Origin of the sequence: Kitasatospora sp. NPDC058184, assembly GCF_042883725.1 — a bacterium.
Taxonomy (GTDB): Bacteria; Actinomycetota; Actinomycetes; order Streptomycetales; family Streptomycetaceae; genus Kitasatospora.
On record NZ_JBHVVE010000003.1, the window covers coordinates 103,680 to 127,729 of the forward strand.

The window sequence follows — 24,050 nt, forward strand, 5'->3', positions numbered from 1 at the left end:
ATCGGCCGGATGACGGCCCTGGACAACCTGCCGTCCACCGCGCGGCGCCGGCGCGTCAAGGCCCGCAGCCGCGAGAACCCGACGAGCACGTACGGGCCGAACGCGGGAGAACGCCCGCAAACCGCCCGGACCCATGCCTTTTCCGTCGAGATCCACGTCATGGAAGACGGGCCTGCAGCACGCCGCCGCCGGTAGACGCAACGGCGTTGGAGTCCCGGTCGTCTTCGAACCAGGTCAGGATGGCCTTCACGCCTTGGGCGACGTGTAGATGGTGGCGGCCATCGCTCCCAGTTGCTTGTTGGCCTTGAGCGCGAGGTCGATGGCATCGCTCACGGAGTCGCTGGGCACCGGAATGTTGTTCACGTAGATCGCGAAGGCGTAGCGGTGGCCGTCCTTCGCATCGATGTAGCCTGCGAGCGCCTTCGTGCCGAGGGCCAGCTTGCCCTGGTAGGGGCTGACCAGGGTGCCGGTCTTCGCGCGGATGTGTCCTGCGGCGGGGTCGGTGCGGTCGATGACGTCGGCGAGCGAGCCGTCGACGCCCATGTTCGGCATGGAGTCGTAGAAGACGTCGAAGTCGTCCTGTCGTGCCAGGTGCCGCAGCAGCGCCACCTGGGCGGTCGGCGTCGCCTTGTCGCCGGGGAGGCCCTGGGCGTCGACGAGGCTCACCGAGTTCGGGTCCACGCCTGAGCGGGCGAGGAACTCCTTCTCGGTCTTCATGCCGTCCGCATAGGTTCGTTGCCCGTTGTGTGCTGCCATCAGCGGCGGCAGCAGGTTCGCCCCGAGGTTGTGGCTGACCTTGTTGATCAGCTTCGCGTACTCCTTGAAGGGCGGAGAGGTGTAGGTCGCCGATACGGGCAGCGAGTTCACTTCCGCCGACGGGGGGAGCCTGCTGTCGGGGTTCGCTCCCAGCGAGGGGGCGGACACGCTGACGCCGTTCCTGGCGAGTGCCTCGATGAGGACGGTGCGGGCGAACGCCGCCGGGTCGGGGACCTGGTAGGTCGTCACGAAGGGGGCCTTCGCGTCCGCGGGCACGGAGCCCCGGACCCGGATGTGACCAGGGCTCACGCTTTCGGTCGTCACCGCCGGTTTGGTTCCGGCGGGTGTGGTCGTCACCTGCGCGTCGACGCCGAAGGCGGCCGTCTTCGGGCGCCAGTCGACCTTGGCCGGCTCGCCGGGTGCGCCCGGCGTGATGAGCACGTCGATCAGGTTGTCGTTGACGATGGTCGGGGTGACCGGTATCCCGCCGATCGACACCGGATCCCAGAGTCGGTTGTCGATCACCACGTCGCCGTCGACGTGGCGGACTCCGCTGGCCGCGACCTGTCTGGCCAGCTCGTTGACGCCCGCCAGCGGGTCCTCTTCGGTGATGGTCGCCATGCCGGGGACGGCGTTGGCGTCGTAGTGGTCGAAGTCGGGGACGTCCAGTCCGCCTGACGCGGTGGTCCGCCCGCCGAGTGCCAGGTCGCCGTTGCCGACCAGGATGAGGTCGCCGGAGAGCCGCCCGTCCGCGGAGACCGTACCCGAGTGCACCACGGGCGTACGGAAGCGATGGTCGTCACCCAGGACGTCGAGCGCGGCACCGACCGCGAAGGTCTTGGCCGTCGAACCGGTCATGAACTGGGAATCGGCGCCCTTGGACTGGACGACCTTCCCGGTCTGCAGGTCGGCGACCTGCAGGCCCCACTGGCCCGACGACCACGGCGCGGTGCTCATGAGCTTCTGCAGGTCGGCGCTCACCCGTGCGGCACCCGGTGCGGGAGAGGCCGAGTCGTCCGTGGAGTCGTGGGAGCACGCCGTCATCGCCACGGCGGCCGTCATCGAAGCGGCGAGCGCCAGGGCGGTACGCCGCCGTACCCGAGGGGCCTTGATTCCGGAGAGGGAGTTGCTTGGCATTCGTTCTTTCCTGTTCGACTTTCCTGTTCGGCTTTCGCGCTCGATCGAAGGCTTCCGGCCTGGTTGCCGCGCGGCGGTCAGGGCTTCCCGCCCTTGCCGATGGCGATGCTGCCGTTGCGGGTCCGGACGGCCACGGAACGGCCGCTCGCGTCGTCCTTCGCGACGTTCACGGTGACGTCGCCCTTCTTCGCGGCCGTGCGGACCGCGTACGTCGAGTCCGGCAGGCCCAGCTCGACGTCGCCGTCCTTGCTCTGCACGTCGACCAGGTCGGGCACGGCGGCCAGGCGCAGGTCGACGGTGCCGTTGCGCGAGGTGACGCTGACGGACCGGGCGGAGATCCCGTCGCCCTTGATGCTTCCGTCGCCGCCTTGCAGGGCCAGCTTGGCTCCGTGGAGGTCCGACAGCCGGACGTCGCCGCCGGCGGTCCGGGCCGAGAAGTCCGTGGTGAAGCCGGTGGCCTCGATGCGCCCCTTGCCGCTCTCGGCGGTGACGGCGACGGCGCGCGGCACCTTCACGGTGTACTTCGCGCCGCAGCCCACCGAGATCCCCGTGCAGTCCAGCGAGAGTGTGAGCGTGCCCCCTTCGAGCTGCCAGCCGGACCCCACCTCCCCGCCGACCTTCCTGCCGCTGACCCGTCGTTCCACCTGAACGTCCTCGATGTCGGCGGCCACCAGCGCGAGGTCGGCGGAACCGGAGTCGACGGTCAGGCTGCCGCCGGAGAAGTCGAAGGACTTCGATTCCACGGTCGCGTCGGTCGAGGCGCCGTCCGTGGTGCAGGCCGTGGCGGCGAGGCCGAGGAGGGCGGCTCCGCCGAGGGCGAGAAGCGTGCGGGTGGTCGGTTCCATCGGGTTCTTCCTTCGTCAACGAGCATGGTGGTGCGGGTTCCCGCGCCCCGGTTCACGAGCGCAGTGCCCGGTTCACGAGCGCAGCGCCCGGACCGCGACCGTGCGCGACACCCGGGCCGCCTGCAGGACCAGCGCGAGGCAGGTGGTGACCAGCGTCGCGGCGGCGAGCGCCCCGAGGGTGGCCCAGGGGAGGCCCGCCAGGACCCGGACGGCGTCGGTCCGGGCTCCGAGGGCGGTGGTGAGGCTCGACACGGCGACGAACAGCGCGCCGAAGACGATCGCCGTCCCCGCGTAGATCGCCCCCTCGTAGACCATCGACCGGGTGACCACGCCCGGCCGCGCACCGGCCACCGTCACGACGGCGCAGTCGCGGGCGCGCTCCCGCCCGACGAGGGCGATCACGGCGAGGCCCCCGACCCAGGACACGACGAAGACCCAGCCCAGCACGACCAGGATGTTGTCCAGCCCGGCGTTGCCTCCGGGCATGACCTTCCCCATCACCATGAAGAGGCCGACGAACGACAGGGAGAGCGCGAAGGGCAGCACCGTGGTGACGCTCCTCGTCGCGCGGGCCCGGCACGACTGCACGGCCAGGTGCCAGGCGACGCCGCGCGAGGGCACCAGCGCCGTCCAGAGCCTCATCAGCGGGGTGAGCACCCACGGCCCCATCAGCAGCAGCAGGCAGAGGAGGAAGAGGTTCCCGGCGAACGCGAAGGCCGTCCGCTGGGCGAGCCCGCCCTCGAGTTCGAGGCCCAGGCCGGGGATCCACATCCCGACCACGCCGGCGAGCAGGCACAGGGCGAGGCCGCCGCGGGCGACGCCCGGCCGCGCCGGGGGGTCGGAGAAGTCCCGGAAGGCGCGCATCTCCGGCGTCCTGGCGGCCCGCCGGGTGACGCCCCAGCCGCCGAGCAGGCACGGAACCAGTCCGAACAGCACGCTCACGCCGACGTACCAGAACCGGAACCCGGCCGCGGCCCCGTGCAGTTCGAGGCCCGTCCCCTTCCACTGCGCGAGGGCGACACCCGCGACCAGCAGGGCGAGCGGTGCGGCCAGCACGCCGGCCACCGCGCCCAGCACCACCGTCTGCGTCCGCAGGACGAACCTGACCCGGTGGCGCGGAATCCCGAGGATCACCCACAGGGCGTGCTCGCGCCGCTGGGTCGTCAGCGTCAGGCCGACCGCGGAGGCGACGACGCCCACGGCGGCGAGCACGGTGAAGAAGACGATGTTGCCGCCGAGGGCGATCGACGCGGAGACCATCCGTGCGTCACCCGCCGCCCGCGCCGCCGAGACGGCGGTGAACATCGCGATGGCCGAGCCCGCCGAGCACGCCGCGCCGACCGTGGCGCACAGGAGCGTCCACCACCACATCGACGCCTGCAGGCGGATGTCCGACAGCACGAGCCGGATCACGACTCCTCCCCGCCCGCCTCGTCCGCCGACTGCGCCGCGAGGACGGCGTCGCCCACCGCGCGGGAGTCGCCACCGGGGATGACGGCGTGTACCCGCCCGGACCCCATCACCACGACCTGATCGGCCCGCGCGGCCGCGTGGGGGTCGTGGGTGACCATGAGCACCGTGCTCCCCTGCGCGGGAAGCGCCTGCAGCCAGTCGAGCACCACATGACCCGACTTGAGGTCGAGCGCACCCGTCGGCTCGTCGGCGAAGACGATCCGCGGCTGGTTCGCCACCACCCGGGCCACCGCGACGCGCTGGCGCTCGCCACCGGAGAGGCGGTCGGGGCGTCGCCGCGCGTGCTTGGCGATGCCGAGCCGCGCCATGGCGTCCTCGACCCGGGCCCTGGGCACCCGGCGGCCGGCGAGCCGCGCCGGCAGGGCGATGTTGTCCTCGACCGTCAGCGAGCTGACGAGGTTGTACTCCTGGAAGACGAAGCCGATGTTCTCGCTGCGGAACGCGGCCTGCTTGCGGGGGCTGAGCGAGCGGACGTCCGTCCCGAGGATCTCGACGGACCCCGCGGTCGCCCGCTCCAGCCCGGCCGTGCAGAGCAGGAGCGTCGACTTGCCCGAACCGGAGGGGCCGACGACGGCGGTCAGCCGGCCTTCGGGAATCTCCAGGTCGATGTCGTGCAGGACGCGCGTCGTCTCGCCCCGGCGGCCGGGAATGGGGAATTCCGTCCGAAGGCCGCGCAAACGAATGCACGGCACGGGAGCGGCAGTGGGAAATGGCATGAATCAAGGAAAACAGGGCCGGGCAGTGGAGTGCACGGGAGCCTGCACTGCTATCGGAGGTAGACTTGGATCTACCGCCCGACCGGTCCGAACCGTGCGAAAATGTCGATCATGGCGCAGATTCGTGTTGCCCGGAGGCTGCTGACCGAATTCGTCGCAGCGGCCGCCTTTCCGATTCTCCTGATTTCCGTTCTCGCCGCACCGGTATCGGTTCCGGTGGTGGCCGAACTGGACCGCTCCAGGGCGCAGTGGTGCGGAGTCCGGACGATGCCGCTGCGGCCCGCCGACCGCAGCTGGCCGCAGTGGGTGGCCGGCCGGCTGCGGACACGGTCGGTGTGGAGGACCGACCTGCCCGTGTTCGTCACCGCCGCGCTCCTGTCCGCGCTCTCGCTGCCGGTGGGCTTCTTCGGATTCCTCGGCGCCCTGGCGCTGGTGTTCTCCCCCGTCCTCTGGGGTTTCGGCATCGCCGCGGAAGTCGGCCCGTTCACCCCGGCCGCCCTGTGGGAAACCCTCGTGGCGGTGCCCGCGGGAATCGCCCTCGGCGTGGTCACCGTGGGCGCGCTGACCGGCGTCTCCCTGCTCCGCGACCTGCTCCTGCGGGCCTTCTCGGGGAGCCGGAACCCCGACCTGCTCGCGAAACTGGAGGAACTCCGCACCAGCCGGGCCTCGCTGACGGCGGCCTTCGAGAACGAGCGCCGGCGCATCGAGCGCGACCTGCACGACGGCGCCCAGCAGGAGCTCGTCGCCCTCGTCATGCGCCTGGGAATCCTGGAAGCCGCGGCGACGGCCACCGAGCAGGAACGGATCGTCCAGTTGGCCCGCCAGGCCCAGGCCCAGGCGGAGCGCGCGCTCGAACGGCTGAGGGAGACGGTGCGCGACATCCACCCCAGCGAACTGAGCGATCTAGGCCTCGTCGCCGCCGTCCGGGAACTGGTGGCCAGATCACCGTTGCGGGTCGAACTGACCAGCACCGGTACGGACGCCTGGCTCTCCTCGCCGATCGCCGCGGCCGTGTACTTCACGGTCTCCGAGGCCCTGACGAACATCGCCAAGCACGCGGGCGTCGGGAGCGCCCGGATCGACATGCGGTGCACCGAGGGCGGCGTCCGCGTCCGGGTGGGCGACGACGGCGCCGGCGGCGCGCGGATCAGCACCGGATCCGGGCTCTCCGGGCTGCGTGAGCGGATGCGGAGCGTCGGTGGGAACCTCGAAATCACCAGCCCGCCGGGCGGCGGAACGGAGGTCGTGGCATCCGCCCCGGCCCAACCCCCGTGGTGACGGAATTCGACAGGGAAAGCGATGGGAAATCGATTGTGAGAATCATCCTGGCGGACGACAGTCTGCTGATACGCGCCGGAATCCGGGAGATCCTGGTTTCCAGTGCCCACGACGTGATCCGCGAATGCGAGGACGCCGACGAACTGGTCGCCGCTGTCGACGGCCTCGCCGCCGCCGGAGCCGCCCCCGACCTGGTGATCACGGATGTCCGCATGCCGCCCGGGAACACCGACGACGGACTCCGGGCCGCGATCGACATTCGGTCGCGGCACAAGGACCTGCCGGTCCTGGTCCTCTCCGCCTACGTCACGGGCCCGTACGTGCGCGAACTCCTGAACGGCCCGGGCGCCGACGGGGCGGTCGGCTACCTGCTCAAGGAGAAGGTGGGCAGAGTGGCGGACTTCCTGCGGGCCGTCGAGACGGTCGCCGGCGGCGGAGTGGTGATCGACCCCGAGGTGGTCCGCCACGTCACCCGCGCCGACCCGCCGCGGGGCCCGCTCGCCCGGCTCACGGCCCGTGAACAGGAGGTGCTCGCCCTCATGGCCGAAGGCCGCTCCAACGCGGAGATCGAGGCAGAACTGTTCCTCTCGGGCGCCGCCGTGGCCAAACACGTGGGGAACGTCTTCCTGAAACTCGGCATGCCCTCCGGCGAGGACAACCGCCGGGTGAAGGCCATCCTGACCTGGTTCGAATACAACTAGGACTTCAACGCCGTTGCGTCCACCGGCGGCGGCGTGCAGCAGAACGGTGCAGCTGATCCGCTCCGTGGCCGGACCCGGCCGCCGAGCATCTGGCCGACCGGGGAGATCCTTGGTTCAGACCTCGCCGAACTCGTCACTGCGGAGAGTGGTGACGAACGGTTCCCAGGCCTTGGCGGCAAGGATCAGGGCCGGTCCGTTCGGGTCCTTGGAATCGCGAACGGGCCTCACGTCGGGGAATCCGGGCGCCACCTCGACGCAGGTGCCCCGTTGTTGCCGTACCCGGACTTGTGCCAGCTGGCGTCGGTGCAGCGCGGATCACGTCGAGCGAAGCCACCTTGGACAGAGACTCCGTCCGGAGCTGATCGTCGTGCTGTCGGATCGGGCCGCCCCACACCACTCGCCCCTGGCTCCCGCGCAGGAAGTCGGCCCGGCGACTCTGCTGGCGAAGTCGGTTGGGTTGGGCGTGGGACGGTAAGTGTGTGCCGGTCGGGGTGGGTTGGCTGTCTGTGGGGGTGGGTCGTGTTGCGTCCTGGTGGTGTGTCGGGGATTCCGGCGGAGACGGTGGCGCTGGCTCGCCGGGTTCATCCGCGGGGGACGGACGAGATGCGGGTTCGGGACGCGCTGGGTCCGTTGTTCAGCGACGTGGATTTCACCACGGGTGAGTTCGAGGAGATGTACGCGGGCCTGGGACGGCCCGGGATCTCGCCGGCTCTGCTGGCGATGGTCACGGTTCTGCAGTTCCTGCACAACCTCTCCGACCGGGACGCCGCGGTGGCGGTGGCCGACCGGATCTCCTGGAAGTACGCGCTGGGACTGGAGCTGGAGTACACCGGTTTCGATGCCAGCGTGCTGTGCGAGTTCCGGGTCCGCCTGGCAGCCGGGAACCGGGCGGATGCCCTGCTCTCGCTGATGCTGGAACGTCTGAAGGCCGCCGGCCTGGTGCGGGCCGGCGGCCGTCAGCGCACCGACTCCACCCACGTGCTGGCCTGTGTGCGCGCACTGAACCGCGTCGAGTGCCTGGGCGAGGCCCTGCGCGCGGCCCTGGAGGAGATCGCCCGCACCGACCCGGGCCTGGTCGTGCCGCTGCTCGGGCCCGGCTGGGACGAACGCTACGGCCGCAAGGTCGAGACCGGCAGGCTCCTGCGCCGCAGAGGCGCCTCCGCCCTCAAGCTCGCCGAGCAGATCGGCGCCGACGGGCAGAGCCTGATCGCCGCCATCGACACGGACCCCGACGCCGTGCGGATGAACGGCCTCCCGCAGGTCAAAATCCTGCGCGAGCTGTGGGACCAGCACTTCGAGGCCACCACCACCGGCCGACTGCGCTACCGGGACACCAAGGAACTGCCGCCCTCCGCACAGCGCGTGCGCTCACCCCACGACCCTGACGCCCGCTACAGCACCAAAGGCGCGCCCGGCGCCGCACGCATGGAATGGACCGGTTCCAAGGGCCACCTGACCGAGTCCTGCGACGAGGGCCTGCCGCACGTGGTCACCGACGTCCACACCACCCCCGCCACCGAACCCGACGTCACGGCCACCACCCCCGTCCAGGACAAACTCATCGCCCGGGACCTGAAACCCGGCGAGCACCTGCTCGACTCCGGCTACCCCAGCGGGCCCGGCATCGGCGCGTCCCTGGAACGCGGCATCTCCCTTGTCGCCCCCGTCACGGTCCAGACCGGCCGGGGCGCCCGGGGCGGCACGTTCACCCCCAAGGACTTCCACGTCAACTGGCACAGCGGCGTCACCCACTGCCCCGCCGGGGCCACCAGCATCTCCATGCGGCCGAAGAAGGACGGCCTGATCCGCGTCGCCTTCTCCCGCGCGGACTGCCGCCCCTGCCCGATCCGCGCCCAGTGCACCACCGGCGCCCCTCACCTCGGCCGGGTCCTGGAGATCCATCCCGAACCGATCCATACCGCCCGGACACGGATGCAGGCCGAACAGGACACCCCCCGATGGCGCGAGGCCTACCGGGCCCGCGCCGGTATCGAGGGCACCGTCTCACAAGCGGTCCGAGGCCCCGGCCTGCGACGATCCCGCTACCGGGGCCTCGCCAAAACCCACCTCCAGAACGTCCTCATCGGCATGGCCGTCAACATCCGCCGACTCGGCGCCCACTTCGACACCACCACCAGACCAAGCCGCCGCCCCACCCGCATCCACACACTCTGCACCCAACACGGCATCGCAACGACGGCCTGAGCCTGACCTAGATCGAATACTTCGCCAGCAGAGTCGCCCGGCCGACTTCCTGCGCGGCGAGGCTGGCCGTCCCCTGGTTACGGGGTGAGTCGGAGGTGGATCGCGAGGACGCCGAGCTGCTCCTTCTCGGATGGGTAGATCTCGCGGCAGGCGGCGAGGAGTTCGGCCCGGCTCATCCCCTCGGAGCCGATCGCCTCCGGGTCCTCGGTGTCGAGCATGGCGTCGAAGCTCGGGTACTCCGCGACGCCGGTGACGAGGGTGCGGCAGTGGGTGTCGCCGGATTCGAAGACGAGGGTCTGTCCCGGACGGATCCTGCGCATGCTGGGGTAGCCGACGCGTACCTCGATGGTCTTGGTGCCGGCGGCGATCAGGTCGAGGTAGGGGCGGCGGATCCGGATGACGCGTTCCTGGTCTGACATGGGGGCAGGTACTCCGCTTCTATGCCGGGGGAGGAGGGGGCGGGCGGTCAGCGCACCACGGGGATCGCCCCGGAGCGCCAGTCCGTCAGCCGCTTGCGGACGCTCGGCACCATCGCCAGCCCGTCCGTCTCGGCCGGGCTGAACCATGCGACCTCGTGGGACTCGTCGGACACCCGCAGCTCCCCGCCGACCGGGCGTCCGAGGAGGCAGACGGAGAACTCCTGGCGGACTTCGCCGTCGTCGTAGGCGAGGACGTGGCCCGGGTCGGTGTAGGTGCCGACGATCCCGGTGATCTCGACGTCGATGCCGGTCTCCTCGCGCGTCTCGCGGATGCCGCAGCCGGCGATCGACTCGCCGATGTCCATCCGGCCGCCGGGCAGCGCCCACATCCCGTTGTCGGTGCGGCGCTGGAGCAGGACGCGTCCGGCGTCGTCGACCACGACCACGGACGCGGCCGGGACCAGCGAGTTCGCCTCGGGGGCGTTCGGGTCGTCCTCGTAGTCACGCCTGGGCATGGCCTGCTACCTCCGCCGCCGGGACAGTCCGCATGTCATGCCCTTCCTCTCCCAGGTCCTGGACCCCGTCAGGTGCGAGCCGCGGCCACCGCGTCCGTGTACAGCTCCGTCGTCAGGTCGTCGTCACCGATCCCGAGATCGGCCAGGGGACGTTCTCGCCCCGTTAGGCTGCGGTCGTGACGATCAAGGCTGTGGTGTTCGACGTCGGGGAGTGCCTGGTCGACGAGACCCGGGAGTACGGTACCTGGGCCGACTGGTTGGGCGTGCCGAGGCACACGTTCGTGGCCCAGCTCGGCGCGGTGATCGCGCAGGGCCGGGACTACCGGGAGACGTTCCAGGTCTTCGCCCCCGGCTTCGACCTCTCCGAGGAGCGCGAGAAGCGGGCGGCCGTCGGCCGGCCGGAGACCTTCGGTGAGGACGACCTCTACCCGGACGTCCGGGGCGCCTTCGCTCAACTCCGCTCAGACGGCTTGTGGTTGGCGATCGCCGGTAACCAGACCGTGCGGGCCGGGGCGATCCTCCGCCGGCTGTTCACGGACGACGTCGACCTGATCGGCACCTCCGACGACTGGGGCGCGAGCAAGCCGGACCCCGCCTTCTTCGACCGCGTCGCCGAGGCGGTACCCGCCGAGCCGCACGAGATCCTGTACGTCGGTGACCGGCTCGACAACGACGTGCTCCCCGCCCGGGCGGCCGGGATGCGGACGGCGTTGATCCGGCGCGGCCCGTGGGGCTGGATCCAGCAGCACGACCCGGCCGCCGGGCAGGCGACGTTCCGGATCGACTCGCTGGCGGAACTCCCGTACCTGATCGCCAAGTTCAACGCCGCGGCGAGCTGAGCCGCCCCACCGAGACCATGAGGTACGAGTGAGCAGTGAGTGGACCGTCCACGGCAGCCGTCCCGTCTACACCAGCGCGTGGGTGCGGCTCGACCTGGTCGACGTCGAGCCGCGCGGAAGGGCCCGGTACGAGCACCACCTGGTGCGCTTCGCACCGGTCGCGGCCGTCGTCGTGGTCAACGACCGGGACGAGGTGCTGATGATGTGGCGGCACCGCTTCGCGACGGGCACCTGGAGCTGGGAGATTCCCAGCGGCATCGTCGAGGACGGGGAATCCCTCGAGGCCGCAGCGGTCCGCGAGGTGTTCGAGGAGACCGGCTGGCAGGTGGACGAGGTCGAGGCCCTCGCCTATGTCCAGCCCATCGGCGGCATGAGCAACGCCGAGCACCACGTGTTCCTCGCCCACGGTGCCACCTACGTCGCACCGCCGGTGGACACCCACGAGGCCGACCGGATCGAGTGGATCCCGATCTCCCGGATCCAGGGCATGATCGACCGTCGGGAGATCGTCGCAGGCGTCGCGGTCACCGGCCTGCTCCAGGTGCTCGCCCGGCGTCCCTAGATCGGCAGGGCCGGCATCTCGCGAAGAGCAACAGCCAGATGGCGGCGGGCCGCGCACGTCGGCGTAGCCGTCCAGCGGATCCCGCCGGGCTTCGGGGCCCGCGGCCCGCCGGAACGCGGTAGCTTCCCGGTGGTACCGCGGCCTCACGGACCGGGCAGGCGGACGCGAGCGCGGGAGGGCTGCTGTGCTGGAGGAACGGGAGTCGATCGGCAAGCGGGTGCGGCGGGCGCGGCTGAGGTTGGGCATGACCCAAGCTGACCTGGCCGCCGCTACCGGCAGAACCCAGGACTGGGTGTCGAAGGTCGAGAAGGGCACGATCGAGCTCGACCGAGCCGGCACCATCAACCAGATCGCGGCGGCGCTGCACTGCCACCCCAACGACCTCATCGAGAGGCCCTTCGTCGCGGGCAAGCCGTCGGAGAACCAATGGCAGGTGTCGGCCGCCGCCATCCTGCGGGAGCTTCGCCGCTACGACCTCACGCCGGTCTTCGACGGTGCGCCCCGGCCGTCGGCGGAACTCTGGCGCGAGACGGAGCGCCTGCACCGGCTCCGGGACGCGGCCGCCAACGTGGCCATCCTGAAGGTGCTCCCGGACATGCTGCGCGAAGCGCGTGCGCTGGCCGAGGTGTCCACCGGCCGCGAACGCGAGGAGGCGTTCGCGGTCTACGCGATCGAGTGCAAGTTCGCGCACACCGCCGCGCACACGCTCGGCCACCCCGAGCTGATCGCCATGGCCTGCGAGCGGGCCGCCTGGTCGGCCCGGCTGTCCGGCGACCCGGTGATGGAGGCGGTCGCGGACTGGATGCGCGTGTGGGACATGTGGGCCACGGCGGACTGGGACGACGCCCTGGCACTGTCCGACAAGGCGCTTCGCCTCGTCGAGGACCGCTACCGCGCCAACGACCCCCTGGCCGTACGGGCTTGGGGCGCGATGCACCTGCGCGCCGCCGTGTCCGCCGCCCGCGCCGGCCGGGGGGCGGAGGCAGAGGACCGCATCCGGCACGCGTACGCGGCAGCCGAGTTGATGGACGGAAGCCGGGCCGAGCCCCCCTTCGACCGGCACTCGCTGACCTTCTCCAGTGGCAACGTCCAAGTCCACGCGGTGTCGGTCCAGTTGGAGATGGGCGACCACGCCAGGGCCCTGATCCTCAACGAGCGTGCCGACCCGGCGAAGGTCGCCGCCCTCCCGGCCTCCCGGCGGGGCCACCACCACATGGACCTGGCCCGCGCCTGGCTGTGGGACGGCAATCGCGACAAGGCGCTCCAGGCCCTGGAGGCGGCGGAGAAGACCGCCCCGCAGCTGGTGCGCAACCACCCGATCGCCCGTGCCACCCTGCGCAGGATCGTCTACGCCGAGCGCTCGGCCACCCGCGAGAAGCTGCGCCACATGTCCGACCGCTTCCACCTGGACGGATAGGGCGGCCGGGCGGTACCAAACCCACGGCCACACTCCCGAGCGCCGGGCAGTCCGCCGATCCGCCGACCCGCCGTCACGTCGGATGCTCGGCTGGGAGGGCCCAGTCGAGCATCTGGCCGGCCGACCAGGTGCTACGGCATGCTCCGGAAGTACTGCTGTCCGGGGAAGCCCTCGGTTCAGACGTCGCCGAACTCGCTCCTGGCTCCCGCGCAGGAAGTCGGCTCGGTCGACTTCCTGCGCGGGTGAGGCTGGCCGTCCCCTGGTTACGGGGTGAGTCGCAAGTGGATCGCGAGGACGCCGAGCTGCTCCTTCTCGGATGGGTAGATCTCGCGGCAGGCGGTGAGGAGTTCGGTCCGGCTCATTCCCTCGGAGCCGATCGCCGCCGGGTCCTCGGTGTCGAGCATGGCGTCGAAGCTCGGGTACTCCGCGACGCCGGTGACGAGGGTGCGGCAGTGGGCGTCGCCGGATTCGAAGACGAGGGTCTGTCCCGGACGGATCCTGCGCATGCTGGGGTAGCCGACGCGTACCTCGATGGTCTTGGTGCCGGCGGCGATCAGGTCGAGGTAGGGGTGGCGGATCCGGATGACGCGTTCCTGGTCGGGCACGGGATGGTGTTCCTCTTCTATGCCGTGGAAGGGAGGGGAAAGACGGCGAGGCGCTCATGCAGTTCGCCGACGGCACCATGACGGGGGTATCGGCGGGCGAGGTAGCCGGTGAGGTCGGTGGCGCGGGCGCGTACGGAGTCGACGACGCGCTCGGAATCCAGCGCCTGGTTGCCGAGGGCTACAGCGTTGTCGGGGTCGCCGAGCTGGGCGTGGGCGAGGGCCAGATCAATGCGGGCGATGGCCTCGCGGCTGGGCGAACGGGAAGCCGCCGGGGCGGACTCGTACACGGAGAGCGCGTGTTCTGCATGGCGACGGGCATCCTCGGCCTTGCCGAGCAGGATGCAGGCGGTGGCCGGGTAGGACGTGAGGGCATAGTCGGCGAGTGGCAGTGGGTCGAGGCCGAAACGGCGGGGGATCCGGGCGGGCAGGAACTGGTGGGCGTCCTGGGCGGCGCGCAGGGAGGACACGAAGCCCTCGGGATCGCCGTCTGCGGCCGAGGCGCGGGCGGCCTGGGCGTGGAGACGGACGGCGAGGGGGTGCGTGGCGGGTGCCTGGGTCAGGCCCTGACGAGCGGCAGCCAGTGCCCGATCAGGGCGGTGCTCGTAGAGGTTGATGGAGGCGGCGGCGTCCATGGCCCATCCGCACAGCTCACCGTGGCCGGCCTGCCTGCCGTGTACGAAGGCGTCGTTGGCGAAGGCGAGGCCTGCTCGAGGGCTACCGAGGTCATGGGCCAGCCAGGCAAGTAGTTCGGAGAGCCATCCTGCGTAGGCGAGGAGTTCGCGGCCCTGCTCGTGGGTGTGCTTCGCCTTCAACAGGGCGTCCACCTTGCGGCGGTAGTCGAGCGTTTCAGCGAACACCTGTTGCGGCGGCATCACGGAGTAGGCGTCGTTGAAGTCGGTGACCGCTAGCTCCAGGTGGTCGAGTGACCCGACGCCCAGTGAGCTGGCCTCAGCCTGACGCGTGAACTCCATGGCTTCGGCAGCAGCCTGGTCGAGAACCTGGGCGGCTGAGGTCGGGGCCGCGATCGTAAGCCCCGTCAGCATGAGCGCGGTTCGACGCTTCGTGGCCGCCACCTCCTCCAGTTCCGCCCCCGCATGCGTGGAGGTGGTTCCTTCTGGGAGTGTCGCACCTTCCGGGCCGTCGGCTCGGAATGCCACGGGTGTGTAGTCGGCGGCCAAGCCCAGCTGGACGGGACTGGTCTGGAAGAGGCGGCAGAGCAGGTCCTGGTACTCAGGACTCGGCGCCTTGCCGGCCTCCCAGTCCTTCCAGGACCGTTCGGTGAGTCCGATCTTGCGTAGGCGTTCCCGGTCGACCAGATCGTGAGCTTCCTGAACCGCCTCAGTGACAGTCCAGCCCACTGCCAGTCGGAAGGCCTTGAGGCGACGGTGCCCACAATGCGCCTCGATCTCCTTGACGATCAGCTCGACCAAGTCGTACGGCACCTGTTCGGGGTTCCCGGCCTGACCGATCATCCGTTCTCTCATCCGGCGCCCGCACACGGCTGCGTGCGGGCCACCTTGTGATGCTGCGGCGACAGTCATGGGAGACATTTCCTTGCGTGGTGATTCCTGTGCGTCGGTGCGGCGCCATGTATGTCCGGACTCATTTGCTGCTGGTTGGTCGAACCATGACCTCGTGCGATGGGTCTCTTCCTGCCGGAACCGGGCGATGGCCTCGCCCGATCGGGGCGGCGATCTCTCACTACCTGCGATCAAGCTGTAACGCCAGGCTACTGGGTGGCGCTGCATTAGGTGTACACAGCGTGATGTCGCGCCCCTTCTCGCATGTCCCCTCCCCGCTCCCTTCGAGGTCCACCATGCTCAAAGCCCGCCGGCCCCGCGCGTTCGTCGCGTGCCTCGACTCCCGCATCGAATCCACGCCTCTGGCGCGGTACTTGCTCCGCGCGTACCTCTCCGGGCTGCCCTCCGGTGACCGCTACGCCGACACGGCCGAGCTGCTCCTCGGGGAGCTGTTCGCCAATGCCGTCCAGCACTCCGACGGGCCGGACGACTGCCACATCGAGGTTCGCTTCGCCCTCGTCAACTCCCGGCTGCGGCTGGAGGTGCACGACGCCGGTAGTGGCCGTCCGTCCCTCCGTGTCGTTACGCCGTCTGACGAGCGCGGGCGTGGGATGTTCCTCGTCAACGAGCTTGCGGAGCGCTGGGGTTGCTCCTCCCGGCCGGGTGGGATCGGCAAGTTCGTGTGGGTGCTCGTCGCCCCGATCCCCGCGCCCGTCCTCGTCAACGCCTGAGAGTCCGACCGCTGATGAATCTCACGACCCTGGCGCGGCACGCCCTCTCCCGTGGCCGCACGCCCGCCGAGACGTACGCGCTCCTCGCTCGCCGTACCGGCAAGCCCCTCTCCTCCGCCCGCGCGGTGTGCCTCGCCCTCGACATCCCGCTCGCGGAGACCGGCCGCCGCCTGGACGAGTGCTACGACGCCCTGCTCTCGGACCCCCGGCCGGACTCCGAGACCGACACCGGCGAACTCCTCGAAGCCCTCGGCGTCTTCGACGTCCCCAAGTCGCTCACCGACACCGAACTCGCCGTCGTCGACCTGTTCCTGGCCGCTGTCGACGCCATGGGCGGCATCCGCGCCGGCCACCAGCACGGCCTGACCCGCTGGTTCACCACCGGCAACCTGACCACCGCGTACCTCTCGCTCGCCGCCGCCCGGCCCATGCCTCGCACCGGCGATCCCGTCCGTTACTGGTCCACCCTCGTCGCCGCCGGCGAACTCCTCACCACCACCGCCCACTCCGAGATCCGCGTCAAGTACGCCCTCGCCCACTGCCGCACCCAAGCCGCCCGCGCCTGACTCCCGTGCAGAGCGGCCGGATCGGCCGAGCGCGTCCGCTGCCGTAGGCCTGCGAGCAGGGCGAAGGGCAGCTCCGGGCGGAGTCGACAGAGGGCACGCACGAGGACAGGCTGAAGGCGGGTGCCGCCGTGGTCGGCGGCACCCGCGGGGAAACCGGTGCGGGCTCTGGTCAGGCCTTGACGAGGACGTAGGTGCCGGTGCCGTCGGCCTTGCCCATGCTGTACTGGCGCAGGGGCTGGCCGTCGGCGTTGCGGTCGTGGCCGACCATGTGGCCGGTGTACTTGTTCTGGACGCCGATCTTGTCGCTGCCGGGGACGTCGCGGTAGAAGTAGAACCGTTGCAGGTCGTCGACCTTGCAGTCGGCCTGCTGCAGGATGGTGCCCTCGGTGGCGGCGGTCGCCTCCGGGACGGCCAGGCACTTGTTGGTCGAGCGGTTGATCAGGATCTGCTCCGCGATGCCGTTCGCCGTCGGGCCGCTGCACAGCTGCCACTGGTCCTGGCCCTGCGGCCAGCCCTGGGCGGCGGGCCGCAGCTGGATGTTGTTGCTGCCCCAGTCCAGGAAGCCGGGCGCGGACCAGAACAGCGCGCGGTCGGGTGTGGCGATCTTGTAGTTGGCCGTGTCGCAGGTGAAGCCGGGCGGCGCGGTGGTGCCGGGGAATCCGGGCCAGTCCTGCTTGATCCCCGCAGTGGTGGCCGCAGCCTTGGCCGGAGCGGCCGCGTCGGTGCGGAGCGGGGCGGTGCAGCCCAGGATGTCCTGCGCCCGGCGCATGATGCTGTTCGCCGGTACGGCGTCCTCGCAGCGCACCGCGCCCTCTTCCAGGGTGGTGAAGGTGGTGTAGCTGCCCCCGCCGGGGCCCTCGACCCACTTGGTGGCGTGCGTGCCGTTGCCCGTGTCGACGCGGTTGCAGTTCAGGCTGCCGTACTGGCCGGTGACCTTCCGCGTTCCCTCGTACAGGGCGTAGTAGCCGGGCTTCTGGAAGTTCCAGGTGATCGACTTCGACTCGGTGCTGGTCGTGGAGGACTCCAGTTTGACGCTCAGCTTCGCGCTCGCCTCGACCTTGGCGAGGGTCGCGATCTCGAAGTTGCCCGTGATGGAGGCGTCGAGGCCGACCGAGACCGTCACTACCGACTGGGTGGTGGCCGTCACCGTCTGGGAGCCCGTCGCGCCGTCGGTGACGTACCAGCCCTTGAAGTGGGTGATCGTCGGGACGACCTGGAGGGACTTGATGAACGGGTAGCGCTTGCCGAGGTCCGCGGCCGTACAGGTGTCGCCGAGCGCGGGGTCCCCGGCCACGGCGGCGGCCGTCCGTGCCGGGGTGGCGGCCGCGGCCGGGGCCATGGCCGCCATGGTGCCGAGCGCGGAGACCGCGGCGAGGGCGACCAGCCCCGCGCGCCGGCGGCCGGATGAGCGTGAGTGACGCATCGTTGTTCCCCCCTGGCGCCCGGACTCCGCGTCAGGACAGGCGGGAGCCCGGGTGGTGGTGTGGTCGGTGTGGTGGTGCCGGTCGCAAACGAACATAGCTGCGGGATTGTTGACGGGACCATGCCAGAACAGGTCAACGGGCCGCCGGTCCGGGACGGGTCGGAATGGCCGGTTCCCCGATCGCGCGGGCGGCGCCCGCCCGCCACCGCCGTGGCCGTGCGGCGCGGGACGCGGGCACGCCGGCCGGGCCGGGGGCGGACGCGGCGGCCGGGCGGCCAGCCCTGATCCGACGCAGTGGCACATTCGCCCGCCGAAGGTGCACTTGCCTCCGATCCGGGGTCGGGCCGTCCCCGCCTGCGCGCCGACGCCCCGGGGCGGAGGGATATCCGGTCACCCCGGCCTGGCCGATGTCCTCCCCTCCGCGCACCACGACGGCCCGGCACCCCGCGCTGCGGCGGGGTGCCGGGCCGAGGGGACGCCGGACGCCCCGCGCTACCCCCGGCCGCTGCTGCGGCTGCGGCGGGTCAGGGAGTCGAGGACGACGGCGGCCAGCAGCACGGCGCCGGTGATCATGTACTGGATGGCCTGGGCGGCGTGGACCATGTCCAGCCCGGTGGTGATGGACTGGATGACCAGGATGCCCAGCAGCGCCGACCAGGTCTTGCCGCGGCCGCCGAAGAGGCTGGTGCCGCCGATGACGGCCGCCGCGATCGCGCTCATCAGGACGTTGCCGCCGCCGAGTTGCTTGTCGGCGGAGCCCTGCTGGGAGGCGTAGAACAGGCCGCCGAGGCCGGCCAGGAACGCGGAGAGGACGAACACGGAGATCCGGACCCGGGCGACGTTGACACCCGCGCGCCGGGCCGCCTCGACGCCGCCGCCGACCGCGAAGACCTGCCGGCCGTAGCGGGTGCGGCGCAGCACGAAGTCGGTGGCGAGGACGGCGCCGAGCAGCACGACCAGGGACAGCGGCAGGCCGCGGTCCTGGTTGAGGGCGTAGGCGGTGGCCAGGGTGAGGACGGCCAGGGCGCCGGCCCGGATCGCGCTGTCGGAGGCCGGCGCGGCGGTGAGGCCGGCGGCGCGGCGGCGGCGGGCGGTGTGCAGGCGGGCGGCCAGGTAGAGGACGGGGGCGAGGAGTGCCAGGCCCCAGGCGTAGGCGATGTCGCCGTCGCCGAGGAAGGTGGTGTCCAGGCTCGCGACGACGCCGTCGTGGCGGTTGTTGACGGTGCCGGCGTCGCCGAGCACGTACTCCTGCAGGCCGCTCCAGGCGAGCATCCCGGCGAGGGTGACCACGAAGGCGGGCACCCCGACCCGGGCGAAGAACAGGCCGTGCAGCAGCCCCATGACGCAGGCCGCGCCGAGGGCGGCGGCGATGGCGAGCCACTCGTTCCAGCCCTGGCGCACGGCGAGCACCGCCGCGATCGCGGCGCTCGCGCCGGCCACCGAGCCGAGGGAGAGGTCGATCTCGCCGAGGATCAGCACGAACACGACGCCGACCGCGATCAGGCCGGGGCCGGCGATGAAGCGGGTGATGTTGGTGAGGTTGTCGGCCTGCAGGAAGTGGTGGGTGACGGACTGGAAGACGATCGCGATGACGACCAGGCCGACGACGACCGGCAGCGAGCCGAGCTCGCCGGAGCCCAGGCGGCGCCGGGCGGCCCGCGCGAGTCCCGCCCAGCCCTGCGCGGGCGGATGCAGCCGCGGATCGGCGGGCGAGGGGGTGGCGGGTGCGTCGGGGGTGCTCATACGGCCTCGGCCTCCTCGGCCTGCTCGGTGCGGCGGGCCCGGCGGCGGGCGTGGGCGTTGTCGGTGGCGCCGGTGATCGCGGCGACGATCTGCTCCTGGGTGGTGCCGGCCACCGGGAAGACCCCGTTGTTGCGGCCCAGGCGCAGCACGGCGACGGTGTCGGCCACCGCCCGTACGTCGGCCATGTTGTGGCTGACCAGCACGACCGCCAGGCCGCGCTCGCGCAGCCGCTCCACCAGGTCGAGGACCTGGGCGGTCTGCTCGACGCCGAGGGCCGCGGTGGGCTCGTCCAGCACCACCAGGGCCGGCTCGCCGACCAGGGCGCGGGCGATGGCCACCACCTGGCGCTGCCCGCCGGACAGCGCGGCCACCGGGGCGCGCACGTCGGGGATGCGGATGGCGAGGGTGTCCAGGAGGCGGCGGGCGTGCTGCTCCATGGCGACCTCGTCGAGCAGGGCGGGGCCGAGCAGGGCGCGGCGGCGCTTCTCGCGGCCGAGGAAGAGGTTGGCGATGACGTCGAGGTTGTCGCAGAGCGCGAGGTCCTGGTAGACGGTCGCGATGCCGAGGGCGGCGGCGTCCTGGGGGCGGGCCAGGCGGACCGGCTCGCCCTGCCAGGTGAGGGTGCCCTCGTCCACGGGGTGGACGCCGGCGATGGTCTTGACGAGGGTGGACTTGCCGGCGCCGTTGTCGCCGACGAGGGCGAGCACCTCGCCGGCGTGGACGTCGAGGTCGACGTCGGTGAGGGCCTGGACGGCACCGAAGCGCTTGGAGACCGAGCGCAGCTGCAGGACGGGTGCGCCTGTCACGGGAACCACCTTGGGGGAGGGGCTACTTGAAGACCTGGTCGAAGGGTTCTGGTGCGGGGCGGGCTACTTGAGGGCCTGACCGGTGGATGCCGTTGCGGGCCGGGCTACTTGAGCCCGGCGGCGGCGCACGCGGCGGCGTAGTCGGCGGTGCAGATGTCGGAGGCCTTGTAGGTGCCGTCGGCCAGGACGGTGGAGGCGATGGTGTCCTTGGTGACGATCTTGGCGTCCAGCAGTTTGGTCGGGATGTTCTTGGCGGTGGCGCTGTCGACGCTCGCGGTGGCGATGGTCTTCACGTCCTTGCCCTGCAGCAGGGCGACGGCCAGTTCGGCGGCGGCCTCGGCCTGCGGGCGGTAGGCCTTGTAGATGGTGTACGCCTGGTCGCCGGCCACGATGCGCTGGATGGCGTCCAGGGAGGCGTCCTGGCCGCCGACGGGGACCTTGATGCCGGCGCCCTTGAGCTGGGTGATGATGGCGGCGGCCATGCCGTCGTTGGCGGAGTAGACGGCCTGGAAGCCGTTCTTGCCGAACTCGGTGACGGCGGCGGAGATCTTCTGTCCGGCGACGACGGGGTCCCACTGCCCGGACTGCTCGTAGACGACCTTCTTGACCTTGCCGTCGAGGACCTTGTGCGCGCCGGTCTTGAAGTCCGCGGCGTTCGGGTCGGCCTCGTCGCCGTCGATCATGACGATGTCGGCGTCGGCGGCCTGCGCGCCGAGCGCGTCCAGCAGGGCCCGGCCCTGGAGTTCGCCGACCTTCTCGTTGTCGAAGGAGGTGTACGCGGCGATCGGGCCGGCGGCCAGGCGGTCGTAGGCGATGACCTTGACGCCCTTGGCGGCGGCCTCCTGGACCCAGTCCTGGGTGGACTTGGCGTTGTACGGGTCCAGGACGATCACCTTGACGCCCTGGGCGAGCAGGGTGTCGAACTGCTGCTTCTGCTTGGCGGCGCTGCCCTCGGCGTTGTTGTACAGCACCTTGCACTGCGCGCACAGGGCCTTGACCTTGGCCTCGATGTACGGGCGGTCGAAGGACTCGTAGCGCACGGAGGAGGCGTTCTCGGGCAGCAGCAGGCCGATGGCGTTCGGGTCGCCGGCGGCGGAGGAGGAGTCGCCCTTGGCGCCGGCGGCCTTGCCGCAGGCGGCGGTCATGGACAGGGTCAGGACGAGGCCCACGGCGGAGACGAGGGCGCGGCGCAGTGCGGCGTTCATCGGATACCTCTCCCTGGGGGTCGCCGCGGCTTCGCGGCGGGGTGGGGGGAGTTAAACCTGGGCGCGTACATGACGTCAATAAGTAAAACCAGACTGCCGGGAATCCACCACTACTCGTTATGTTCGTGAACACGCCTCAGGGGTCACGACGCGCGACAGCGGCAGTGCCCGCCGCTCCCCTCGCGCGGCGGGCACTGCCTGATGGAAACTGAGTGACCGTCAGGGACGGTCGAGGGTGATCGAGTTGATCGGCCCCAGGTCGTAGTAGACGCCCTTCGGCGAGGAGAGGTCGTAGACGCAGTCGGCGCCGCCCGAACCGCGGCACAGGCGGGCGTGCGCGCCGCCGGTCTGGTTGTTGAGCACCCAGTGCATGCCGTACTGGCCGCTCAGGTTGTGCGCGCCGTAGCTCCAGTAGACGTCGCTGGGGCTGACCGCCGGGTCCTGGTCCTGCGGGTAGACGCAGACCGCGCCCGACGGGCAGCCCGCCCACGCCCCGTCCGCGGCGCCGGCGCCGCCGGCCTCCACGGTGGTCAGGGCGGCGGCGGCCAGGGCCAGGGCGGCGACGGTACGGGTGATCCTGCGCATGGGTGGTTCTCCCTTGGCTGGTACGAGGACGGACGACCGTTGCGTCCGGTGCCCGTCAGCCTAGGAATCCGGTGCCCGCGGCGGTCCCTGACATCTGACAGGGGCGCGCCTCCTTGCCCCCGCCCCCGCAGCCGCAGCCGCAGCAGGAGTCGGAGCCGCAGTCGGAACCGGGGCCCGCCACGGAGCTACGGCAGCGGGAGCGAGGCCGCCCCGGCGACCAGCGCCGGCAGCTCCCGCATGTCCGCGAAGGTCCGGGTGCCGGGCCCCGCCAGCCACGCCTCGGGCGTCAGGCCGCCGTGGAAGCCGAGCGACCGCATCCCCGCCGCCCGCGCCGCCGCCACCCCGTACTTGCTGTCCTCGACCACCAGGCACGCCGCCGGCTCGACGCCCATCGTGGCGGCCGCGTGCAGGAACAGGTCCGGGGCGGGCTTGCCGCGCTCCACGTCCTCGGAACTGAAGACCCGCCCGGCGAAACGCGGCAGCAGCCCGGTCCGCCCGAGCGTGGAGCGCAGCCGCGCATGGCTGCTGGAGGAGGCCACGCAGTCCGCCACCCCGGCCCGCTCCAGGGCCGCCAGCGCCGCCACCACCCCCTCCACGGGGGCGAGTTCGGCGGCGAACACCTCGTCGTACAGGTGCTGGAAGCGCTTGTCCCAGCCCGGCTCCAGCGGCACGCTCGCGTGCGCCTCGATCTCGGCGGTCATGAACGCGTGCGAACGGCCCAGGAACCGCTCGACGATCTCCTCCTGCGACAGCGGCCACCCCACCTCCGCGACCACCCGCTCGTCCACCCGCACGGCCAGCCGCTCACTGTCGAGCAGCACACCGTCGCAGTCGAAGACCACCAGCTCCACGGGAAGGGACATGCCGCCACCCTACGGGGCGCCCGCGGCGGGGCGGCGGGGGCGTCCGCAGCCCCGCCGCGGGCGCCGGGGGCCCGGCGGGCTCAGTGCGGGTGGCCCAGGTACGGGAAGGCGGGCAGCAGGTCGGTGTGCGGGCCGATGTGGTCGCCGGGCACCTTGCCGTCGGTGAGCATCGTCAGCCGCGCCGAGGTGACGTCGTCGCTCAGCGTGCGACCGTTCGGGTAGCCGGCCGGGCGGGCGCGGTCGTAGCGCAGGATGTCCGGCAGGACGATCCGCAGCTGGGCCTCGGCCGCGTCCGTGGTGTACCCGCCGAAGTGCTGCAGCTTCGCCGTCCACGGCTCCCGGTAGTTCTCCCAGTCGTCCACCGGATCCCCGGCGTTGTACGCCTCCTTGGCGTCCTCCTCGTTGAAGTACGCCGTCAGCGACGGGTGCGCACCCGCGGTCCACCGACACCAGGTGCCCGTCCTTGCGCACGCTCACCCGCGCCCACACCCCGATCTCCGGCGCCGGCCCGAACTGCGCGTCCGGCGCCTCCAGCACGATCCCGAACACGTTCTTGTCCGCGCCCCAGTCCACCCCCGTCCACTGGAAGTCCTTCACGATCCCGTCCAGGTCCGCGAAGAACGGGTCGCTGCGCAGCCCCGCGCTGACCCGGTGCGCGCCCGCCTCCACCACCGCGGGCGTGCCCGTGAAGCTCACCGGCGCGTCCGCCACCAGCACCTCGCCGACCGCCTCCAGCCCGCGCGCCCCCTCGCCGGCGGCCCGCCGCACCGTCATGGTCTGCGCCCCGTCCCGCGGCTCGGAGAAGGTGAAGCTGTACGCGAGGTCGGCCCGCCGGTCCCCGTCGGTGTCGATGTCGATCCGGTACACCGCCTGCGGGTGGAAGGCCTGCCCGCCGGACGGCGCGACCGGGTTGACGTTCATGATCAGCACCGTCCGCCCCGGCTCCGGCGCGGCGAAGGCGAACAGGTCGGTCAGGTCCAGGCGCGCGTCACCCTCGGGTGAGCGCAGGTTCGGTCCGCTGAGGTGGTGCGACAAGACGGCCTCCGAGGTCGGGCGGGCTGCGCGGGGACACCCCCCGACCCCCTCGGCCATTGCTAGCACGCCCGCCCGCCCCCGGCCCGCCCCGCTGCGCCACCCGGG

The 24,050-nt window shown here is 71.5% G+C and carries 25 protein-coding genes and 1 pseudogene; 9 read left to right on the plus strand and 17 right to left on the minus strand.

Going from position 1 to position 24,050, the window contains the following annotated elements; genetic code table 11:
- The first annotated feature begins 9 nt into the window (after window positions 1-9).
- Window positions 10-195 (plus strand): hypothetical protein, encoded by a 186-nt coding sequence (locus tag ACFVXH_RS06695; RefSeq protein WP_387820829.1) that lies wholly within the window; start codon window positions 10-12, stop codon window positions 193-195.
- 51 nt (window positions 196-246) lie between these two features.
- Here ACFVXH_RS06695 and dacB read toward each other — a convergent pair whose 3' ends face one another.
- From dacB to ACFVXH_RS06715, 4 genes are all read right to left on the minus strand, one after another.
- The gene (gene dacB / locus ACFVXH_RS06700) at window positions 247-1,893 is read right to left on the minus strand and encodes a D-alanyl-D-alanine carboxypeptidase/D-alanyl-D-alanine-endopeptidase (RefSeq protein WP_387820832.1); all 1,647 of its coding nucleotides are present in this window, start codon (window positions 1,891-1,893) and stop codon (window positions 247-249) included.
- A 77-nt stretch (window positions 1,894-1,970) separates the two neighbouring features.
- Window positions 1,971-2,738 carry a DUF4097 family beta strand repeat-containing protein gene (locus tag ACFVXH_RS06705; RefSeq protein WP_387820835.1) on the minus strand — a complete coding sequence of 256 codons (768 nt, stop codon included), beginning with the start codon at window positions 2,736-2,738 and terminating at the stop codon, window positions 1,971-1,973.
- Between the two features lie 72 nt (window positions 2,739-2,810).
- Complete coding sequence (locus ACFVXH_RS06710) at window positions 2,811-4,151, minus strand: FtsX-like permease family protein (protein WP_387820838.1); 1,341 nt, start codon at window positions 4,149-4,151, stop codon at window positions 2,811-2,813.
- Window positions 4,148-4,888, minus strand: a complete 741-nt coding sequence (locus ACFVXH_RS06715) for an ABC transporter ATP-binding protein (RefSeq protein ID WP_079136449.1) — start codon at window positions 4,886-4,888, stop codon at window positions 4,148-4,150. Before ACFVXH_RS06715 ends, ACFVXH_RS06710 begins: the two co-directional genes overlap by 4 nt.
- Before the next feature lie 306 nt (window positions 4,889-5,194).
- Here ACFVXH_RS06715 and ACFVXH_RS06720 point away from each other — a divergent pair, with 306 nt between their 5' ends.
- The gene (locus ACFVXH_RS06720) at window positions 5,195-6,205 is read left to right on the plus strand and encodes a histidine kinase (protein WP_387820842.1); all 1,011 of its coding nucleotides are present in this window, start codon (window positions 5,195-5,197) and stop codon (window positions 6,203-6,205) included.
- Window positions 6,202-6,906: a response regulator gene (locus tag ACFVXH_RS06725; RefSeq protein WP_387820845.1), complete on the plus strand. Its 705-nt coding sequence runs from the start codon at window positions 6,202-6,204 to the stop codon at window positions 6,904-6,906. The genes ACFVXH_RS06720 and ACFVXH_RS06725 overlap by 4 nt, the downstream gene beginning before the upstream one ends.
- A 114-nt stretch (window positions 6,907-7,020) precedes the next feature.
- On the opposite strand, the gene ACFVXH_RS06730 is transcribed toward ACFVXH_RS06725, so the two are convergent.
- Entirely contained in the window at window positions 7,021-7,155 is a 135-nt protein-coding gene (locus tag ACFVXH_RS06730; RefSeq protein ID WP_387820848.1) for a DUF397 domain-containing protein, read from the minus strand.
- A 354-nt stretch (window positions 7,156-7,509) separates the two neighbouring features.
- Here ACFVXH_RS06730 and ACFVXH_RS06735 point away from each other — a divergent pair, with 354 nt between their 5' ends.
- Entirely contained in the window at window positions 7,510-9,111 is a 1,602-nt protein-coding gene (locus ACFVXH_RS06735) for an IS1182 family transposase (RefSeq protein WP_387820851.1), read from the plus strand.
- A 77-nt stretch (window positions 9,112-9,188) separates the two neighbouring features.
- Here ACFVXH_RS06735 and ACFVXH_RS06740 read toward each other — a convergent pair whose 3' ends face one another.
- Together ACFVXH_RS06740 and ACFVXH_RS06745 are read right to left on the minus strand one after the other, a co-directional pair.
- Window positions 9,189-9,530, minus strand: a complete 342-nt coding sequence (locus tag ACFVXH_RS06740) for an ASCH domain-containing protein (protein ID WP_387820854.1) — start codon at window positions 9,528-9,530, stop codon at window positions 9,189-9,191.
- Between the two features lie 47 nt (window positions 9,531-9,577).
- Window positions 9,578-10,045 carry an NUDIX hydrolase gene (locus ACFVXH_RS06745; RefSeq protein WP_117485309.1) on the minus strand — a complete coding sequence of 156 codons (468 nt, stop codon included), beginning with the start codon at window positions 10,043-10,045 and terminating at the stop codon, window positions 9,578-9,580.
- Between the two features lie 176 nt (window positions 10,046-10,221).
- Here ACFVXH_RS06745 and ACFVXH_RS06750 point away from each other — a divergent pair, with 176 nt between their 5' ends.
- From ACFVXH_RS06750 to ACFVXH_RS06760, 3 genes are all read left to right on the plus strand, one after another.
- Window positions 10,222-10,884, plus strand: coding sequence for an HAD family hydrolase (locus tag ACFVXH_RS06750; protein WP_387820857.1), 663 nt, complete (start codon window positions 10,222-10,224; stop codon window positions 10,882-10,884).
- A gap of 28 nt (window positions 10,885-10,912) precedes the next feature.
- Complete coding sequence (locus ACFVXH_RS06755) at window positions 10,913-11,446, plus strand: NUDIX hydrolase (protein WP_074001131.1); 534 nt, start codon at window positions 10,913-10,915, stop codon at window positions 11,444-11,446.
- Between the two features lie 184 nt (window positions 11,447-11,630).
- Entirely contained in the window at window positions 11,631-12,863 is a 1,233-nt protein-coding gene (locus tag ACFVXH_RS06760; protein WP_387820861.1) for a helix-turn-helix domain-containing protein, read from the plus strand.
- 263 nt (window positions 12,864-13,126) lie between these two features.
- On the opposite strand, the gene ACFVXH_RS06765 is transcribed toward ACFVXH_RS06760, so the two are convergent.
- A complete protein-coding gene (locus ACFVXH_RS06765) occupies window positions 13,127-13,468 on the minus strand; it encodes an ASCH domain-containing protein (protein ID WP_387820864.1) in 342 nt (113 codons plus the stop codon).
- 17 nt (window positions 13,469-13,485) lie between these two features.
- Window positions 13,486-14,940, minus strand: coding sequence for a helix-turn-helix transcriptional regulator (locus ACFVXH_RS06770; RefSeq protein WP_234348460.1), 1,455 nt, complete (start codon window positions 14,938-14,940; stop codon window positions 13,486-13,488).
- A 344-nt stretch (window positions 14,941-15,284) separates the two neighbouring features.
- Here ACFVXH_RS06770 and ACFVXH_RS06775 point away from each other — a divergent pair, with 344 nt between their 5' ends.
- Both ACFVXH_RS06775 and ACFVXH_RS06780 read left to right on the plus strand, forming a co-directional pair.
- The gene (locus ACFVXH_RS06775; protein WP_387820867.1) at window positions 15,285-15,719 is read left to right on the plus strand and encodes an ATP-binding protein; all 435 of its coding nucleotides are present in this window, start codon (window positions 15,285-15,287) and stop codon (window positions 15,717-15,719) included.
- A gap of 14 nt (window positions 15,720-15,733) precedes the next feature.
- Window positions 15,734-16,285 carry a hypothetical protein gene (locus ACFVXH_RS06780; RefSeq protein WP_387820870.1) on the plus strand — a complete coding sequence of 184 codons (552 nt, stop codon included), beginning with the start codon at window positions 15,734-15,736 and terminating at the stop codon, window positions 16,283-16,285.
- A 169-nt stretch (window positions 16,286-16,454) separates the two neighbouring features.
- Here ACFVXH_RS06780 and ACFVXH_RS06785 read toward each other — a convergent pair whose 3' ends face one another.
- The 8 genes and pseudogenes from ACFVXH_RS06785 to ACFVXH_RS06820 all read right to left on the minus strand — a co-directional run.
- Window positions 16,455-17,708, minus strand: coding sequence for an RICIN domain-containing protein (locus ACFVXH_RS06785; RefSeq protein WP_387820873.1), 1,254 nt, complete (start codon window positions 17,706-17,708; stop codon window positions 16,455-16,457).
- A gap of 492 nt (window positions 17,709-18,200) precedes the next feature.
- The gene (locus ACFVXH_RS06790) at window positions 18,201-19,451 is read right to left on the minus strand and encodes a sugar ABC transporter permease (protein WP_387820876.1); all 1,251 of its coding nucleotides are present in this window, start codon (window positions 19,449-19,451) and stop codon (window positions 18,201-18,203) included.
- Window positions 19,448-20,257 carry an ATP-binding cassette domain-containing protein gene (locus ACFVXH_RS06795; protein WP_049653670.1) on the minus strand — a complete coding sequence of 270 codons (810 nt, stop codon included), beginning with the start codon at window positions 20,255-20,257 and terminating at the stop codon, window positions 19,448-19,450. Before ACFVXH_RS06795 ends, ACFVXH_RS06790 begins: the two co-directional genes overlap by 4 nt.
- Window positions 20,258-20,361: 104 nt before the next feature.
- Window positions 20,362-21,462, minus strand: coding sequence for a substrate-binding domain-containing protein (locus ACFVXH_RS06800; RefSeq protein WP_074001126.1), 1,101 nt, complete (start codon window positions 21,460-21,462; stop codon window positions 20,362-20,364).
- 219 nt (window positions 21,463-21,681) lie between these two features.
- Entirely contained in the window at window positions 21,682-22,047 is a 366-nt protein-coding gene (locus ACFVXH_RS06805; protein ID WP_049653674.1) for a hypothetical protein, read from the minus strand.
- Between the two features lie 185 nt (window positions 22,048-22,232).
- Window positions 22,233-22,910, minus strand: a complete 678-nt coding sequence (locus ACFVXH_RS06810; protein WP_049653676.1) for an HAD family phosphatase — start codon at window positions 22,908-22,910, stop codon at window positions 22,233-22,235.
- Window positions 22,911-22,990: 80 nt separating this feature from the next.
- Window positions 22,991-23,272, minus strand: coding sequence for a hypothetical protein (locus ACFVXH_RS06815; RefSeq protein ID WP_387821665.1), 282 nt, complete (start codon window positions 23,270-23,272; stop codon window positions 22,991-22,993).
- Window positions 23,273-23,420: 148 nt separating this feature from the next.
- Window positions 23,421-24,002 (minus strand): annotated as a pseudogene (locus tag ACFVXH_RS06820) (DUF4331 family protein); the annotation flags it as partial.
- Between the last annotated feature and the right edge of the window lie 48 nt (window positions 24,003-24,050).

What these genes read in the sequence shown, in the direction of transcription:
- ACFVXH_RS06790 (WP_387820876.1), bottom strand. Translation starts at nt 19,451, where the DNA reads ATGAGCACCCCCGACGCACCCGCCACCCCCTCGCCCGCCGATCCGCGG.
- ACFVXH_RS06745 (WP_117485309.1), bottom strand. Translation starts at nt 10,045, where the DNA reads ATGCCCAGGCGTGACTACGAGGACGACCCGAACGCCCCCGAGGCGAAC.
- ACFVXH_RS06800 (WP_074001126.1), bottom strand. Translation starts at nt 21,462, where the DNA reads ATGAACGCCGCACTGCGCCGCGCCCTCGTCTCCGCCGTGGGCCTCGTC.
- ACFVXH_RS06810 (WP_049653676.1), bottom strand. Translation starts at nt 22,910, where the DNA reads ATGTCCCTTCCCGTGGAGCTGGTGGTCTTCGACTGCGACGGTGTGCTG.
- ACFVXH_RS06775 (WP_387820867.1), top strand. Translation starts at nt 15,285, where the DNA reads ATGCTCAAAGCCCGCCGGCCCCGCGCGTTCGTCGCGTGCCTCGACTCC.
- ACFVXH_RS06720 (WP_387820842.1), top strand. Translation starts at nt 5,195, where the DNA reads ATGCCGCTGCGGCCCGCCGACCGCAGCTGGCCGCAGTGGGTGGCCGGC.
- ACFVXH_RS06805 (WP_049653674.1), bottom strand. Translation starts at nt 22,047, where the DNA reads ATGCGCAGGATCACCCGTACCGTCGCCGCCCTGGCCCTGGCCGCCGCC.
- dacB (WP_387820832.1), bottom strand. Translation starts at nt 1,893, where the DNA reads ATGCCAAGCAACTCCCTCTCCGGAATCAAGGCCCCTCGGGTACGGCGG.
- ACFVXH_RS06695 (WP_387820829.1), top strand. Translation starts at nt 10, where the DNA reads ATGACGGCCCTGGACAACCTGCCGTCCACCGCGCGGCGCCGGCGCGTC.
- ACFVXH_RS06705 (WP_387820835.1), bottom strand. Translation starts at nt 2,738, where the DNA reads ATGGAACCGACCACCCGCACGCTTCTCGCCCTCGGCGGAGCCGCCCTC.
- ACFVXH_RS06740 (WP_387820854.1), bottom strand. Translation starts at nt 9,530, where the DNA reads ATGTCAGACCAGGAACGCGTCATCCGGATCCGCCGCCCCTACCTCGAC.
- ACFVXH_RS06770 (WP_234348460.1), bottom strand. Translation starts at nt 14,940, where the DNA reads ATGATCGGTCAGGCCGGGAACCCCGAACAGGTGCCGTACGACTTGGTC.
- ACFVXH_RS06735 (WP_387820851.1), top strand. Translation starts at nt 7,510, where the DNA reads ATGCGGGTTCGGGACGCGCTGGGTCCGTTGTTCAGCGACGTGGATTTC.
- ACFVXH_RS06780 (WP_387820870.1), top strand. Translation starts at nt 15,734, where the DNA reads ATGAATCTCACGACCCTGGCGCGGCACGCCCTCTCCCGTGGCCGCACG.
- ACFVXH_RS06785 (WP_387820873.1), bottom strand. Translation starts at nt 17,708, where the DNA reads ATGCGTCACTCACGCTCATCCGGCCGCCGGCGCGCGGGGCTGGTCGCC.